The 14,599-nt window shown below is 66.4% G+C and carries 16 protein-coding genes; 10 read left to right on the forward strand and 6 right to left on the reverse strand.

The genetic code is table 11. The features are described 5' to 3' along the window. Window positions 1-38 precede the first annotated feature (38 nt). A complete protein-coding gene (locus Q9246_RS19550) occupies window positions 39-2,306 on the forward strand; it encodes a PhoX family protein (RefSeq protein ID WP_306392371.1) in 2,268 nt (755 codons plus the stop codon). A gap of 139 nt (window positions 2,307-2,445) precedes the next feature. Next, window positions 2,446-2,913 (forward strand): hypothetical protein, encoded by a 468-nt coding sequence (locus tag Q9246_RS19555; protein ID WP_306392372.1) that lies wholly within the window; start codon window positions 2,446-2,448, stop codon window positions 2,911-2,913. Here Q9246_RS19555 and Q9246_RS19560 read toward each other — a convergent pair. After that, window positions 2,838-3,731 carry a LysR family transcriptional regulator ArgP gene (locus Q9246_RS19560; RefSeq protein WP_306392373.1) on the reverse strand — a complete coding sequence of 298 codons (894 nt, stop codon included), beginning with the start codon at window positions 3,729-3,731 and terminating at the stop codon, window positions 2,838-2,840. The genes Q9246_RS19555 and Q9246_RS19560 overlap by 76 nt on opposite strands. Before the next feature lie 96 nt (window positions 3,732-3,827). Between Q9246_RS19560 and Q9246_RS19565 the strand changes: the two genes are divergently transcribed. Next, window positions 3,828-4,445 (forward strand): LysE/ArgO family amino acid transporter, encoded by a 618-nt coding sequence (locus Q9246_RS19565; RefSeq protein WP_306392374.1) that lies wholly within the window; start codon window positions 3,828-3,830, stop codon window positions 4,443-4,445. A 72-nt stretch (window positions 4,446-4,517) separates the two neighbouring features. Then, on the forward strand, window positions 4,518-5,801 hold the full coding sequence (locus Q9246_RS19570; protein WP_306392375.1) for a Xaa-Pro dipeptidase: 1,284 nt from the start codon (window positions 4,518-4,520) through the stop codon (window positions 5,799-5,801). Here Q9246_RS19570 and Q9246_RS19575 read toward each other — a convergent pair. Then, window positions 5,798-6,712: a LysR family transcriptional regulator gene (locus tag Q9246_RS19575; RefSeq protein ID WP_306392376.1), complete on the reverse strand. Its 915-nt coding sequence runs from the start codon at window positions 6,710-6,712 to the stop codon at window positions 5,798-5,800. The genes Q9246_RS19570 and Q9246_RS19575 overlap by 4 nt on opposite strands. Before the next feature lie 122 nt (window positions 6,713-6,834). On the opposite strand from Q9246_RS19575, the gene Q9246_RS19580 reads away from it, so the two are divergent. From Q9246_RS19580 to Q9246_RS19590, 3 genes are all read left to right on the forward strand, one after another. Next, complete coding sequence (locus tag Q9246_RS19580) at window positions 6,835-7,842, forward strand: zinc-binding alcohol dehydrogenase family protein (protein ID WP_306392377.1); 1,008 nt, start codon at window positions 6,835-6,837, stop codon at window positions 7,840-7,842. A gap of 47 nt (window positions 7,843-7,889) precedes the next feature. Further along, a complete protein-coding gene (nfsB, locus tag Q9246_RS19585) occupies window positions 7,890-8,543 on the forward strand; it encodes an oxygen-insensitive NAD(P)H nitroreductase (RefSeq protein ID WP_306392378.1) in 654 nt (217 codons plus the stop codon). 130 nt (window positions 8,544-8,673) lie between these two features. Further along, window positions 8,674-9,435, forward strand: a complete 762-nt coding sequence (locus tag Q9246_RS19590; RefSeq protein ID WP_306392379.1) for an SDR family oxidoreductase — start codon at window positions 8,674-8,676, stop codon at window positions 9,433-9,435. A gap of 6 nt (window positions 9,436-9,441) precedes the next feature. Here Q9246_RS19590 and Q9246_RS19595 read toward each other — a convergent pair whose 3' ends face one another. After that, window positions 9,442-9,921, reverse strand: coding sequence for a GNAT family N-acetyltransferase (locus tag Q9246_RS19595; protein ID WP_306392380.1), 480 nt, complete (start codon window positions 9,919-9,921; stop codon window positions 9,442-9,444). A 135-nt stretch (window positions 9,922-10,056) separates the two neighbouring features. Between Q9246_RS19595 and Q9246_RS19600 the strand changes: the two genes are divergently transcribed. The 3 genes from Q9246_RS19600 (at window position 10,057) to Q9246_RS19610 (ending at window position 11,745) form a co-directional block, all read left to right on the forward strand. Then, complete coding sequence (locus Q9246_RS19600; RefSeq protein ID WP_306392381.1) at window positions 10,057-10,416, forward strand: DUF6152 family protein; 360 nt, start codon at window positions 10,057-10,059, stop codon at window positions 10,414-10,416. 53 nt (window positions 10,417-10,469) lie between these two features. After that, on the forward strand, window positions 10,470-10,892 hold the full coding sequence (locus Q9246_RS19605) for a DUF6644 family protein (RefSeq protein WP_306392382.1): 423 nt from the start codon (window positions 10,470-10,472) through the stop codon (window positions 10,890-10,892). 67 nt (window positions 10,893-10,959) lie between these two features. Continuing rightward, window positions 10,960-11,745 carry a glutaminyl-peptide cyclotransferase gene (locus Q9246_RS19610; protein ID WP_306392383.1) on the forward strand — a complete coding sequence of 262 codons (786 nt, stop codon included), beginning with the start codon at window positions 10,960-10,962 and terminating at the stop codon, window positions 11,743-11,745. Here Q9246_RS19610 and Q9246_RS19615 read toward each other — a convergent pair. From Q9246_RS19615 to Q9246_RS19625, 3 genes are read right to left on the reverse strand one after another with little or no spacing between them, the layout of a single operon-like run. Then, window positions 11,735-12,772 (reverse strand): zinc-dependent alcohol dehydrogenase family protein, encoded by a 1,038-nt coding sequence (locus tag Q9246_RS19615; protein WP_306392384.1) that lies wholly within the window; start codon window positions 12,770-12,772, stop codon window positions 11,735-11,737. The two genes, Q9246_RS19610 and Q9246_RS19615, sit on opposite strands and share 11 nt — an antisense overlap. A 44-nt stretch (window positions 12,773-12,816) precedes the next feature. Next, complete coding sequence (locus Q9246_RS19620) at window positions 12,817-13,281, reverse strand: DUF2269 family protein (protein WP_306392385.1); 465 nt, start codon at window positions 13,279-13,281, stop codon at window positions 12,817-12,819. Further along, complete coding sequence (locus tag Q9246_RS19625; RefSeq protein WP_306392386.1) at window positions 13,281-14,573, reverse strand: SDR family oxidoreductase; 1,293 nt, start codon at window positions 14,571-14,573, stop codon at window positions 13,281-13,283. The genes Q9246_RS19620 and Q9246_RS19625 overlap by 1 nt, the downstream gene beginning before the upstream one ends. Between the last annotated feature and the right edge of the window lie 26 nt (window positions 14,574-14,599).

Below are 14,599 nucleotides of genomic sequence, written 5' to 3' on the forward strand. Positions count from 1 at the left end.
GCTTTCCTTTCCCCTAACTAGAAACAGGAACCACTTCCGTGAACAAGCCGACCGATTTCGCCCGCATCCCTGCCGACCATGACGACATCGATTCGAACGCCTCGTCGAACGAACACTTCAGCGACGTCCTCCAGAAACGCCTGAGCCGCCGCAGCATGCTGCGCGGCGGCGCCGCGACGGCTGCGACCGCCCTGCTCGGCAGCTTCGGCCTGGCCGGCTGCGGCGGTTCGGACGACGATCCTGTCACCCCACCGACCACCCCGCCGCCGACCGGCACCAATCCGCCGCCGCCGGTCGAGAAGCTGCTCGCCTTCACCGCCGTCGGCAAGAGCCTGGCCGATACCGTGGTGGTCCCGGCCGGCTATACCGCGACCGTCCTGTACGCGCTGGGCGACCCGATCAGCAACACCACCGCAGCCTACAAGAACGACGGCACCGATACCGATTTCGAGAACCGCGCCGGCGACCACCACGACGGCATGGAATTCTTCTCGCTGTCCGACACCGGCGGCGTCTCGACCACCGGCGCCACCCGCGGCCTGCTGGCGATGAACCACGAAGCCACCACCAACGAAGGCCTGCCGTCGTACTTCGTGCACGCCAACGGCGGCACCAACTCGCTGCCGCGCCCGGCCCTCGAGGTCGATAAAGAGATGGCGCTGCACGGCCTGTCGATCGTCGAAGTCCGCACCAACAACGGCAAGTGGGAATACCTGCAGAACTCGAACTTCAACCGCCGCGTGCACCAGCAGACCGAAGTCCAGATCTCGGGCCCGGTGCGCGGCAACGCCCTGGTCAAGACCAAGTATTCGCCGGACGGCACCAAGTTCCGCGGCACCATCAACAACTGCGGCACCGGCCGCACCCCGTGGAACACCTATCTGTCGGGCGAGGAAAACTGGGCCGGCTACTTCACCCGTTCGAGCACCGACAATGCCGCGCGCGGCGACAAGAGCGTGGCCTCGCTCAACCGCTACGGCCTGTCGCAGGGCGCGGCGTCGCGCCACGGCTGGGAAACCGGCGGCGCGGACGACAAGTACCAGCGCTGGAACATCAGCAAGATCGGCACCTCGCTTGATGGCACCGACGACTACCGCAATGAACTGAACGGCGAAGGCTACATCATCGAGATGGACGCCTACGACAAGACCCGTCCGCTCAAGAAGCGCACCGCGCTGGGCCGCTTCGCCCACGAAAGCGCCTCGTTCGGCCGCCTGACCGCCGGCCAGCCGCTGGCCGTCTACATGGGCGACGACTCGCGCGGCGAGTACATCTATAAATTCGTGTCGACCGCCCCGTGGAACCCGGCAGACGCCGTTGCCGCCGACCGCATCGCCACCGGCGACAAATACCTCGACAGTGGCAAGCTGTACGTGGCCAGGTTCAACGCCGACGGCAAGGGCCAGTGGATCGAGCTGTCGCTGTCCAACGCCGCCATCGCGGCCTACGCCAACTACAAGTTCGCCGACCAGGCCGACGTGCTGGTCAACGCCCGCCTGGCCGCCGACGCCGTCGGCGCGACCAAGATGGACCGTCCGGAATGGTGCGCGGTGAACCCGGCCAACGGCGAGATCTACTACACGCTGACCAACAACAGCAACCGCCGCGTCGAGCCGAGCAGCTCGAGCCAGGTCGCGCCGGACGCCGCCAACCCGCGTTCGTACACCGACATGAAGGGTTCCACCGCCCAACTGGGCAACTCGAACGGTCATATCATCCGCGTGCGTGAAGATGCCGCCGGTTCGACCGCGACCACCTTCGCCTGGGACGTCTACCTGTTCGGCGCCGAAGCGGCCGCCGATGCCGGCCGCATCAACCTGTCGGGCCTGACCAACGACCAGGACTTCTCGAGCCCGGACGGCCTGGCATTCAGCCAGTCGACCGGCATCTGCTGGTTCCAGACCGACGATGGCGCCTACACCGACGTCACCAACTGCATGATGGTGGCCGGCCTGCCGGGCAAGGTGGGCGACGGCAAGAAGGTCACCCTGAGCTATCCGAAGACCGATGGCTCGACCCTGAACGTCGACACCTTCGTGGGCAAGGCCGCCAGCGCCGACACGCTCAAGCGCTTCCTGGTCGGACCGGTCGGCTGCGAACTGACCGGCATCACCGAGACCCCGGACGGCAAGGCGCTGTTCGTCAACATCCAGCACCCGGGCGAGACCACCGCCGCCGCGAACATCGGCGACGCGACCAAGTACACCAGCCAGTGGCCGGCGAATGCGGGCTACGGCGCCGGCAAGCGTCCACGCTCGGCGACCCTGGTCATCACGAAAAACGACGGCGGCCGTATCGGTTCGTAACAAGGTAACGTCGTCCTGGCCGTGAGGCCCGAGCGGGCCGGTTGCGCGAGCAGCCGGCCCGCTCCTTTTATGGCGCGCAAGACGGATGACGGCCGGACGTGTCAGCATCGAACGGATCGTCCACACACGGGAGCCTGCCATGCCAGCCTTGCCACTCGCGACCTACCTGCGCCTGGCGCGCGCCAGCGCCATCTACGACGTGGTGCAGATCCTGCCCTTCGCCACGCCCTGGACCTTCGCCCTGCTGATCGACGGCCTGTCGATCGTGAACGTGTGGCTGGGCGGCGCGCCGCTGCCGCCGTTCGCACCGCTGCACCTGCTGCTGTCGACGCTCCTTGGCACCCTGGTGCTGCTGTGGTGCGCCGTGCGCCTGAAGGAACCCAGCCTGCGCCTGGGCCGCTTCGATGGCGCCGGCCGCCTGCTGTTCGCGTCCTGGATCGCCTGGGCGATGCTGGAGGCCGACCTGCCGGTGCTGTGGCTGTTCCTCGTCCCCGAACTGTTCTGGGGCGTGGCGCAGTGGTGGCCGGTCGCTCAGGCCAGCGGCAGCAGCACGCCGCGCGCCGCCTTCACCAGCGCCGCCCCCATGCGCTCCAGCCGCGGCGGCTGAATGCGCCACGCGTGCCAGTACAGCGGCACGTCCTGGCACAGGGCCGGGGCCAGGTCCACCAGTTCGCCATTCGCGAGGAAGGCGCCGCACTGCTCCTCGGGCAGCATGCCGTAGCCCATGCCGTGCCGCACCGCGTGCACGAAGGGATCGCTGGCCGGCACATAGTGAAAAGGATAGGCGCCGTCGGGCAGGCCGAAGTGGGTGAGCAGGAACGACGACTGCATCGCGTCCTTGCGGTCGAACACCATCAATGGCGCGCGCTGGGCCGCGGCGCGCGTCATCCCGTCCGGGAACCAGCGCCGGGCGAAGGCGGGCGAAGCCACCATCCGGTAGCGCATCACGCCGAGCGGGCTGGCGCTGCAGCCGCGCATCGGTTCCGTCTCGCCCGAGATGCAGGCCACGGCGTGGCCGCCTTCGAGCAGCGCGAAGGTATGGCCCTGGTTGTCGAGGACGAATTCAACCAGCAGGCCTTCCGCATCCAGGATCGGCGCCAGCACCGGCAGCAGCCAGGTGGCCAGGGTGTCGTTGTTGACGGCCAGGGTGACCCGCGCCGGGCCAGGGTCGTCCTTCATCGCGGCCAGGAATTCCGATTCGAGCAGCGTCGAACGGCGCAGGTATTGCAGCAGTCGGCTGCCTGCCGTCGTCGGGCGGCAGGGACGGCTGCGCACCAGCAGCGGCGTGCCCAGGTCCTGCTCGAGCGCCGCGATGCGCTGCGAGATCGCCGACGGCGTGACCTTGAGCTGGACGGCGGCCGCCTCCAGGCTGCCGCAATCGATGGCGGCCAGGAAGGCGGCGCTACGGCGCGGATCGAGTGTCATTGGATTAGCGTTTCTTAAGTAAGCTGAATAATCATGAATATAATTGAAGTCATTACGTGAGGCTGGAATAGTGGCGGCTTTCCCAAGGAGCTTGCCATGTTCTCGCATCAGGTTTATCTACAGGGGCTGGTGCTTGGCGCCGGCCTGATCATGGGCATCGGCGCCCAGAACGCCCATGTGCTGCGCACGGCGGTGCGTGGCCGCCACGTGCTGCCGACGGTCGCCACCTGCATCGTGGTCGATGTGATCCTGATCGCCGCCGGCACCGCCGGCCTTGGCGCGCTGATCGAGGCCTCGCCGCTGTTGATGGCAGTGGCGCGCTACGGCGGCGCCGCCTTCCTGGTCTGGTATGGCCTGCGCTGCTGGAACAGCAGCCTGCGCGGCGGCGCCTCGCTGGCGGCCGATCCGTCGGCCCAGGCCCAGACCCTGGGCGCGGCGCTGGCGACGGTGCTGGCGCTATCGCTGCTCAATCCGCACGTCTACCTCGATACCGTGGTGCTGCTGGGCGCCGTCGGCAGCAGCCTGGCGGCGGACCAGCGCAGTTCGTTCGCGCTGGGCGCCATCACGGCCTCGATCCTGTGGTTCACGGCGATCGGCCTCGGCGCGCGCCGCTTCGCCCCGGTGCTGGCGCGGCCCGCCGTCTGGCGCGTGTTCGAAGCCCTCACCGGCGCCATGATGCTGGGGCTGGCGGCGTTGCTGCTGACAGACAGCTGAGTGAAATAGTGGATGGACGGCAAGCTACTCGGTGTAAAGTTGCTATTTGTCCATCCACATCTCGGAGGCTGCTTGAACCGCTCGACCCTGAAAGTCCTATCCTTCTGCCTGGCCGCCGCCGGCTGGACGTCCGCCCTGGCGGCCGACGTGGTCATCACCGCCGACCGCCTGCTGGACGTCAAGAGCGGCCGCATGATCCAGAATCCCGAGATCCTGGTGCGCGACGGTAAAGTCGTCAGTCTCAAGCCGGACGCCAAAACGCCGGCCGCGCCGGATGCGACCCGCATCGCCCTGCCCGGCATGACCCTGCTGCCCGGCCTGATCGACATGCACGTTCACCTCGACGCCGACCCGACCTATGGCGGCTACAGCGGCCTCGAATACAACGACCGCTTCTGGTCGGCGCTGGCCGTGGCCCATGCGGGCAAGACGCTGGACGCCGGCTTCACCACGATCCGCAATCTCGGCGCCTCGGACTGGAACGACGTCGGCCTGGGCCAGGCCATCGCCGCCGGCAAGGTGCGCGGGCCGCGCATCGTGCCTGCTGCCTGGTCGTTCGGCGCGACCGGCGGCCATTGCGACAGCACCTACTTCCCGCCGTCGATGGAAGAAAAGAACAAGTACAACGCCGACAGCCCCGACGAGGTGCGCAAGTCGGTGCGCGAGCTGCGCAAGTATGGCGCCCAGGTGATCAAGATCTGCGCTACCGGCGGCGTCTTCTCGCGCAATACCGAACCGGGACAGCAGCAGATGAACCTGGCCGAGATGCGCGCGGCGGTGGAGGAAGCGCACCAGTGGGGCCTGCAGATTGCAGCCCACGCCCACGGCGCGGCCGGCATCAAGGATGCGATCCGCGCCGGCGTCAACACGATCGAGCATGCGAGCCTGATCGACGACGAAGGCATCGCGCTGGCCAAGAAGCATGGCGCCTGGCTGTCGATGGACATCTACAACGGCAGCTACACGGCGGCCGAGGGCAAGAAGAACGGCGTGCTGGAAGATAATCTGCGCAAGGACCGCGAAGTGACGGAACTGCAGCGCCAGAACTTCAGGAAGGCGCATGCGGCCGGCGTCAAGATGGTGTTCGGCACCGACGCCGGCGTGCACCCGCATGGCGGCAACGCCAAGCAGTTCGCCGTCATGGTGCAGTACGGGATGACGCCGCTGCAGGCGATCCAGGCCGCCACCGTGAACGCGGCCGAGGCGCTGGCGCGCAAGGACGTCGGCGTCGTCGAACCTGGCCGCTATGCCGACATGGTGGCGGTCAAGGGCGATCCATTGGCCGACGTGAGCTTACTGGAAGCACCGGCGGTCGTGATCCAGGGCGGCGCCGTCGTCAAGGGCAGTACACTCTAAACCGTATCCAGGCGCTCCAGCAGGGGCGCGCAGCGCTCCTTCAGCAGCGCATGCAACAGCTTCACCGCCGGCGAGAACTGCTTGCGGTGCGGGCATACCAGGCTCAAAGGGGTGGCTTCGCCGGGCACGTTCGGCAAGACCACCTCGAGTCGTCCCTGCGCCACGTCGCCGCCGACGTCGAGCCAGGATTTATAGGCGATCCCTTCTCCCATCACGGCCCAGCGCCGCACCACGTCGGCATCGTCGCTGACCAGGGCGCCCTTCACCGGCACTACTTGCTCTCCTTCCGGCAGCGCAAAGCACCAGCGGTCGTAGACCCGCCCGCGCAGGCGGTAGGCCAGGCAGGCGTGGTCGGCCAGCGCCGCCAGCGTCGGAGGGCGGCCGTGGCGGTCCAGGTAATCGGGCGATGCGACCAGCACGCGCCGGTTGTGCGGCGCCACCGGCAACGCGATATAGCTGGCGTCATCGATCTGGCCGTAGCGCAGCGCGATGTCGACCGGGTCGCGGAACACGTCCGCCACCTGGTCCGACACCAGCAGCTGGATGTCGATGCCCGGGTGGGCGCGCCGGAACTCCGTGATCCACGGCAGCAGCACATTGCGCCCGAAGTCGGACGGCGCCGCCACCTGCAAGGTGCCGGTCAGCGGCGCATTCTCGCCGCGCATGCCGTCCACGCCATCGCGCAGTGCCTGCAGCGCATCCTGGGCGAAGGGCAGGTAGCGCTTGCCCTCGTCGGTCAGGCGCAGGCTGCGCGTCGAGCGCGCGAACAGGCGGATATCGAGTTCGCGTTCCAGCCGCCCGATCGCGGCGCTGGCCTGGCCGGGCAGCAGGTTCACCTCGCGCGCGGCCTGCGAAAAGCTGCCCAGGGCGGCGGCGCGCACGAACAGCGACAGGTCGTCGAGGCGGATCATTTTCTCTCCCACAGTGAAAGTGAAACCCTGCCGTGGCGCTGTTTCGCGGCCCGGCGCTTCTCTAGAATCGTTGCCACTGCGATGTCCCCACTCATTGCCCCACTTTATTCCTGGAGAAGAAAATGAAAGCGATAGTCTATACCCAACACGGCCTGCCCATCGACGACCCGCAGGCCCTGGTCGACACCGAGCTGCCGATGCCGCTGGCCGGCCCGCACGACCTGCTGGTCGAAGTGCGCGCCGTATCGGTCAATCCGGTCGATACCAAGATCCGCCTCGGGGCACCGGTGAGCGAGCCGCGCGTGCTGGGCTGGGATGCCAGCGGCGTGGTGCGCGCGGTGGGCTCCGCCGTGACGCTGTTCGCTCCGGGCGACGAAGTGTTTTACGCCGGCTCGATCGTCCGTCCCGGTTCCAACAGCCAGTTTCAGGCGGTCGACGAGCGCATCGTCGGTCGCAAGCCGCGCAATCTCCGCTTCGCCGAAGCGGCCGCCCTGCCCCTGACGTCGATCACGGCCTGGGAGCTGTTGTTCGACCGTTTGCGCGTGGCGGAAGGCGGCGGTGCGGGCCAGTCGCTCTTGATCGTCGGCGCCGGCGGCGGCGTCGGCTCGATCCTGACCCAGCTCGCGCGCCAGTTGACGCAATTGACCGTGATCGGCAGCGCCTCGCGCGACGCCACCCGCGAATGGGTGCGGAAGCTCGGCGCCCATCACACGGTCGACCATACCTGCCCGATGCAGCCGCAGCTGGCGGAGCTGGGTTTCGCCAACGTCGACATCGTGATCAGCCTGACCCACACCGACCAGCACTATGCCGACATCGTCGAGGCGCTCGCGCCGCAGGGCCAGCTGGCGCTGATCGACGATCCGGCCACGCTGGACGCGGTGCCGCTCAAGCGCAAGTCGATCTCGCTGCACTGGGAACTGATGTTCACCCGCTCGCTGTTCGAGACGGCCGACATGGTGCGCCAGCACGAGCTCCTGAACCGGGTGGCGGGGATGATCGAGCACGGCAGCCTGACGACGACGCTGGGCGAACACTTCGGCACGATCAATGCGGCCAACCTGCGCCGCGCCCACGCCCTCGTCGAGAGCAACCGGGCGATCGGAAAAATCGTGCTCGAAAACTTTTAAGCCCGGGATCGCTTACCATCCCCCGGTTCAATCACAGAAGGAGCACCATGAATATCCTGTCGGCCGCAAAAAAACGCCATACCGCCAAAGCCTACGACGCGCAGCGTCGCATTCCCGAGGAAGTCATGCAGCAGGTGTACGACCTGCTGCGCAACAGCCCGTCGTCGGTCAATTCGCAGCCCTGGCACTTCATCGCCGCCAACACGCCGGAAGGCCGCGCGCGCATCGCCAAGGCGGCCCAGGGCGGCTATTCCTATAACGCGGCCAAGATCAACGACGCTTCGCACGTGATCGTGCTGTGCTCGCGCATCGACATGGACGAAGCCCACCTGGAAGCGGTGCTGGACCAGGAGGAGCGCGACGGCCGCTTCCGCGATGCCCAGGCGCGCGCCGGCCAGGACGCGACCCGCCGCAGCTATGTAACCCAGCACCGCTTCGGCAACAAGGACGTGGCCCAGTGGCTCGAGAAGCAGGTCTACTTGGCGCTGGGCACCGTGCTGCTGGGTGCAGCCGCGCTGGAAATCAACGCCACCCCGATGGAGGGCTTCGATGCCAAGGTGCTCGACGAGGAATTCGGCCTCAATGAGAAGGGCTTGACCAGCCTGGTGCTGGTGAGCTTCGGCTATTCGTCGGCGGGCGATTTCAATGCCGCCCTGCCGAAGTCGCGCCTGACGCAAGAGGCGGCGTTTACCTTTATCTGATCGCCTGATTCACCCTCGATTTCGGCCATGTGCATGATGGCTTGAATCGAGGGATATATGGCCAACAGGCCATGTCGTCTCTCCTTAGACTGTTCACATCGACAGCGCAACACCAACCAAGGAGAGCATCATGCACATGACCGACAACACCATCCTCATCACCGGCGGCGCCTCGGGCATCGGCCGCGGCCTGGCGGAAGCCTTTCACAAGCTGGGCAATACCGTGATCATCGCGGGCCGCCGCAAGGCGCTGCTGGACGCGGTCGTGGAAGCCAATCCGGGCATGCACGCGGTCGAGCTGGACATCGCCGACCCGGCCAGCATCAAGCAGGTCGCGGCCAGCCTGACGCGGGAATTCCCGACGCTGAACGTGCTGGTCAACAACGCCGGCATCATGCCGTTCGACGATGCGGCCGGCGAGATCGACGAAGACACGATGCTGTCGACCGTCACCACCAACCTGCTCGGCCCGATCCGCATGAGTTCCGCGCTGCTGGGCCACCTGAAGAACCAGCCACGCGCCACCATCATCAACAACACCTCGGTGCTGGCCTATGTGCCGCTGGCCGCCACCGCCGTGTACTCGGCCACCAAGGCGGCCCTGCACTCGTACACGCTGTCGCAGCGCTTCATGCTGCGCGACACCGCGGTGACTTTGCAGGAAATCGCCCCGCCCTGGGTGAACACCGATTTGATCCACAAGGGAGACGATCCGCGCGCCATGCCGCTGGACGCCTTCATCGAGCAAACCATGGCCGGCCTGGCGAGCGGCAAGGAAGAAGTGGTGGTCGAGTCGGCCCGGCCGATGCGCGACAACGCGGGGCCGGGCGAGCACAAGCTGGTCAACGAGTTCAACGCCTACCTGGCCGCGAACCCGATTCCGACGCACTAGGATGGCTCAGGACGGCCGGCCCAGCAGCTTTTCCATGAACACCGACTGGATGCCGATGCCGCTGCGGTGCGGATAGACCTCTTCGCGCAGCGGGATGAAGCCGGCGCGCTGGTAGAACGGCACCGCGTTGAGCGAGGCCGACAGGAACAGGCGGGCCAGCCTGCGCTGGTGCGCCAGCGATTCGAGCTGCTGCAGCAGTTGCAAGGCGATGCCGCGGCCCTGGTGGCTAGGTTCGACGAAGGCGGCGTCGATTTCGCCGGACTCCAGGTTGATCACGGCATAGCCCACCAGCTGGCCGTCTTCCTCGGCCACGATGGCGCCGCCGGCCTGTACCAGCAGCGGCAGCGAGGTCGGCGCGGCGCAGGCGCACCAGGTATCGATCACGGCAGCCGGATAGTGCGTGGCGCAGCTGGCGCGCACTGCGCGGGTACGCAGTGCCCACATGGTCGGCAGGTCGGCGGCTGTTGCCGGGCGGCGCGATAACATGGCCTGGCTCCTTGATGGATGGCAATGGATGCATCCTACACCGGGTGGCGCTGTCGTACGTGCGCCGGTACCACCTCATCGGCGCTATGCTTGGGTGCTGCATTCGTCATGGATTTCTTCTTCTGGAGCAAGCCTATGAATATGCCTGTAAAACGCGCGCTTTTGCTGGGCGCCGTGCTCTCCACCGCGATCGCCACCGCTTCCGCCCATCACGGCTGGAGCGAATACGACGCCAAGCAGCCCAAGCAGCTGACCGGCACCATCGAGGAATCCGGCTACCAGCAGCCCCACGGCTTCGTGCGGCTCAAGACGGCCGACAAGACCTGGGTCGTGGTGCTGGCCCCGCCGGGCCGCATGGAAAACCGCGGGCTGGCGAAGGACATGCTGGCGGTCGGCGGCGAAGTCACGGTGTATGGCTACCCCAACCGCAGCAAGCCGAATGAGTTGCGCGCCGAACGCATCACGGTCGGCGACAAGGTGACGGAGCTACGCTGAGCATCGCGCACGATGCCGCGACCTGGGCTGCGTCGACCGCGCTGGCCCAGGTTTTGCGCGACGATGCCTGGCTCTATCCGATCGTCGAGATCGTCCACATCGTCGGCATCGCGCTGCTGGTGGGGGCCGCGGCGATGTTCGACTTGCGCCTGCTCGGTTTCGGCCGAACGCTGCCGGTGCAGGCGCTGGCGCGCCATCTGCTGCCGTGGTCGTGGGTCGGCTTGCTGCTGATCGTGCCGAGCGGCCTGTTGATGTTCACGACCCAGCCCGAGCTGCTGGATAACGGCGTGTTCCTACTTAAGCTGGCGCTGATTGCGGTGGCGGGGGTGAATGCGTTCGTCTTCCATGCCGGACCCTGGCGCGTGGCTGGCGACTGGCCGCAGACCCCGCCGGCCCGGGCCAGGCTGCATGCCGTGCTGTCGCTGCTGCTCTGGATTGCCGTGATCGCCTGTGGGCGTTTGCTGGCGTATGTGTAGCGCGCGCCCAAGGGCGGACGGCCGGGCTTCGTGCTACAGTCTGTTGCCGCTTTTTCAGCCAACCACGATGCTCAAACAGTTCACCACCTTCGCCGTCGCCTGCTCCATCGCCTGTATGAGCGCCGGCACCGCCCAGGCCGCGCTGCCGGTCTATGGCTTCGTCATCAAGAACACCTATCCGCACGATCCGCAAGCCTTCACCCAGGGCCTGTTCTACCGCGACGGCCACCTGTACGAGAGCACCGGCCAGTATGGCCGCTCGACGATCCGCAAGGTAGAGCTCAAGACCGGCAAGGTGCTGCAGAAGGCCGATTTGCCGGCCGAGGTGTTTGGCGAAGGTTCGACGGCGGTGGGCAATCACCTGATCGGCCTGACCTGGACTTCGCAGGTCGGCTATGTGTTCGACCTCAAGACCTTCAAGCTCAAGCAGAGCTTCAAGTACGAGGGCGAAGGCTGGGGGCTGGCGAGCGATGCCAAGCAGCTGTACATGAGCGACGGCAGTTCCTTCATCCGCATCCTCGACCCCAAGACGATGCAGGAGCTGCGCCGGGTGCAGGTGACGGCCGAGGGCCGCCCGGTCGACCGCCTGAACGAACTCGAAATGGTCGATGGCGAGCTGTATTCGAACATCTGGGGCAGTGAGCTGATCGCCCGCATCGATCCCGCCAGCGGCAAGGTCGTCGGCGTGATCGACCTGACCGGCCTGCTGCCGCCTGACCAGCGCGGCACGAAGGAAGTCGACGCCGTCCTCAACGGCATCGCCTGGGACAGCAAGGGCAAGCGCCTGTTCGTCACCGGCAAGCTGTGGCCCAAACTGTTCGAGATCGAGCTGGTGCCGAAGCTCAGGAGATAACCTGGCCGCGGTCGGTCACGTCGATCACGACCTTGCCGAAATGCGCGCCGGACGCCATGTGCCGATACGCCTCCTGTGCCTGGCCAAACGGGAACACCCGATCGATCACCGGCTTGACGCCGCCCACGTCCACGAAGCGCATCACGTCTTCCAGCATGGTGCGGCTGCCGACATAGATGCCCACCAGGCGCTTGGCGCTGGCCAGCAGCGATGCCGGATTGACTTCGCCACCGAAGCCGCTGACGCCGCCGATGACGGCGACGGTGCCACCCATCGCCGCGCTGGTCAGCGAGCGGTTGACCGTCCCCTTGCCGCCCACTTCCAGCACCACGTTCGCGCCGACGCCATGGGTCAGGTGCAGCACTTCATCATGCCATTCCGGGATGTTCTGATAATTGATCGTGTGATGGGCGCCCAGTTCGCGCGCCCGCGCCAGTTTCTCGTCGCTGGACGAGGTGACGATGGTGCGCAGGCCAGCCGCGCGCGCCAGTTGCAGGCCGAGGATCGAGACGCCGCCGGTGCCCAGCAACAGCACGGTATCGCCCGGCTTCACATGGTTGCTGGAGACGAAGATCGCATTCCAGGCGGTGACCGCGGCGCACGGCATGGTCGACGCCTCGATGAAACTCAAACCTGCCGGGACGATGGCCAGCGCGTCTTCGTGCAGGATCACTTCTTCGGCCAGCATGCCGTCGATGTCGCCGCCCAGGCCGTGGCGCACCTTGTCCGGCGTCGGCCCGCCTTCGAGCCAGTGCGGAAAGAACGAGCCAGCCACGCGGTCGCCCACCTGCACCCGGGTGACGCCGGGACCGACCGCCAGCACTTCGCCGGCGCCGTCCGAGCAGGGAATGATCGGGTCTTCGACCGAGACCAGGTAGTTGCCGCTGGCGACCATCAGGTCGCGGTAGTTGAGCGAGACCGCGTGCACGCGGATGCGCACCTCTCCCAGGCCGAGGTCACGCTCGGGGTAATCGATGCATTGAAGGCCGTCGATACCCGCGCCATGAAGAATTTGGTAGGCCTGCATGGATCTCCCTTTCAAAGTTTGTCCAATATGGAACGCTGCCTGCGTCACACCGGCTTGGCCACCATCAGCCAGAAAATCACGATAAATGCCGCAAACGCCGGCACGCCCAGCGTCACCCAGATCCTGAAATAACGCCAGTAAAGCGCCGGTAGTGGCGTATCGAGACGCGCCGCCTCGGCCGCGATATCTCGCATGCGGATCTGCAACCACACCACTGGCAGCCAGCAGGCGCCGGCGATCACGTACAGGACGATCGACCACATGAGCCACTTGCTGTGCAGCGGATAGCCGGCCAGGTAGACCATGTAGAAGCCGGTCAGCGGCTGCAGGATGGCGGTGGTGGCGGTGAACAGCCAGTCGGCGACGACGACATATTTCGCTACCACCGCGATCGCCCGCACGTCGCGGCTGACGTTCGCGAACAGCATGTACCAGGCCGACCCGATGCCGGTGCCGAACAGCAGCGTCGACGAGACGATGTGTAGCCATTTCAGCACCAGGTAATCCATTATTTTTCCTCGAGCTGGTACAGCAGCCAGATCGCGGCCAGCATCGGCAGGTTCTTGGTCAGCGGGCCATACGGATGCAGCAGGAATTCAGGCAGCTTGACCGCGATCACGACCGTGTACAAACCGATCAGTCCCAGTTGCGCCAGCCACAGCCAGCGCCGCCGCGCCAGGAACAGGATGCCCAGTCCCAGCAATAGATCGAGGGTGGCCGCGCCGTACAGCATCAGCGGCTGCAGCTCGGGCGGGACGCCGGTGCGCGCCAGCAGCGCGTAGCTGGCCTCGACCGGATACAGGCCGAACGACACGATGGCGGTCAGGATCCAGACCGCTGCAATGCTGTAGCGAAGCATCGGCAACAGCCAGTCCAGTTTGGCGCGGGCGCGTTTGCCATCGGGGTCACCGATGAATTCGTGCGGCGAGCGCGGCAGGTGGCCGAGCAGCATCGCGGTCTGCATGACGTCGGCCGTGTTGTCGCGATCCAGCATGCTCAGCGCGTCGCGGCTGATCAGGGAACCTGGCAGGATCGCGGCCGCCAACCGCGCCAGCGGCCCCGGCAGGGTGAGCACGCGCTGGCGCCCCATGCCCATCGATGAACGCAGCAGGCCGAGGTAGTCGGTGAAGGGCATCGCCTCGGGGCCGACCAGCGGCACCCGCATCGAGGTGCCGGCTCCAGGCATCATCGGCAGGCGGTGCTTGAGCAGGCCAACCATGGCCTGCGTCAGGTCGTCGATGTGGATCGGCTGCACCAGTTGCGGCTTGCTGCCCAGGCGCAGGGTGAGCGGCATGCTGGCCAGGCTACGGAAGGTGCGCGCGCTGGCGCCGTCGCGGCCATACACCAGCGAAGGCTGGACGATGTAGGAACGCAGCGGCAGCGACGCGAGGTAATCGTCGGCATCGCGCTTGGAAAGGTGATACGGCGTTTGCGCCTCGCGATCGGCGCCCAGTGCGGATAGCTGGATCACCACCTGCACATCGTGCGATTCGGCGCAGGCGGCGAACAGCGCGCGCGGCGTGTCGCGGTGCAGGCGGGCGAAATCCTGGCGTCCGCGTTCCCTGAAAATGCCCACCGTATTGATCACGGCGTCGACATGCGACAGGCGCGCCAGCCACACCGATTTATCGGTATCTTTGGAAAAATCGGCGTGGACATAGCTCAGGCGCGGGTCGTCGCTCTTCGGAAGCCTGGATTCCGGGGCTTTCACCGCGCATACGACGTGGTGGCCTTCGGTCAGCAACGCCTGCAATAAATGTTGCCCGATAAAACCGCTTGCCCCCGTCAGCAAAATCCGCATCCGTTGTTCCCTTCACATCGAGTAAA

This window comes from Telluria beijingensis (assembly GCF_030770395.1).
In the GTDB taxonomy this organism is placed as follows: Bacteria; Pseudomonadota; Gammaproteobacteria; order Burkholderiales; family Burkholderiaceae_D; genus Telluria; species Telluria beijingensis.

Excerpts from the sequence above, each read along its gene's own strand:
- Q9246_RS19555 (WP_306392372.1), top strand. The coding sequence starts at position 2,446 with ATGCCAGCCTTGCCACTCGCGACCTACCTGCGCCTGGCGCGCGCCAGC.
- Q9246_RS19560 (WP_306392373.1), bottom strand. The coding sequence starts at position 3,731 with ATGACACTCGATCCGCGCCGTAGCGCCGCCTTCCTGGCCGCCATCGAT.
- Q9246_RS19565 (WP_306392374.1), top strand. The coding sequence starts at position 3,828 with ATGTTCTCGCATCAGGTTTATCTACAGGGGCTGGTGCTTGGCGCCGGC.
- Q9246_RS19575 (WP_306392376.1), bottom strand. The coding sequence starts at position 6,712 with ATGATCCGCCTCGACGACCTGTCGCTGTTCGTGCGCGCCGCCGCCCTG.
- Q9246_RS19580 (WP_306392377.1), top strand. The coding sequence starts at position 6,835 with ATGAAAGCGATAGTCTATACCCAACACGGCCTGCCCATCGACGACCCG.
- nfsB (WP_306392378.1), top strand. The coding sequence starts at position 7,890 with ATGAATATCCTGTCGGCCGCAAAAAAACGCCATACCGCCAAAGCCTAC.
- Q9246_RS19590 (WP_306392379.1), top strand. The coding sequence starts at position 8,674 with ATGCACATGACCGACAACACCATCCTCATCACCGGCGGCGCCTCGGGC.
- Q9246_RS19595 (WP_306392380.1), bottom strand. The coding sequence starts at position 9,921 with ATGTTATCGCGCCGCCCGGCAACAGCCGCCGACCTGCCGACCATGTGG.
- Q9246_RS19600 (WP_306392381.1), top strand. The coding sequence starts at position 10,057 with ATGAATATGCCTGTAAAACGCGCGCTTTTGCTGGGCGCCGTGCTCTCC.
- Q9246_RS19610 (WP_306392383.1), top strand. The coding sequence starts at position 10,960 with ATGCTCAAACAGTTCACCACCTTCGCCGTCGCCTGCTCCATCGCCTGT.
- Q9246_RS19615 (WP_306392384.1), bottom strand. The coding sequence starts at position 12,772 with ATGCAGGCCTACCAAATTCTTCATGGCGCGGGTATCGACGGCCTTCAA.
- Q9246_RS19620 (WP_306392385.1), bottom strand. The coding sequence starts at position 13,281 with ATGGATTACCTGGTGCTGAAATGGCTACACATCGTCTCGTCGACGCTG.
- Q9246_RS19625 (WP_306392386.1), bottom strand. The coding sequence starts at position 14,573 with ATGCGGATTTTGCTGACGGGGGCAAGCGGTTTTATCGGGCAACATTTA.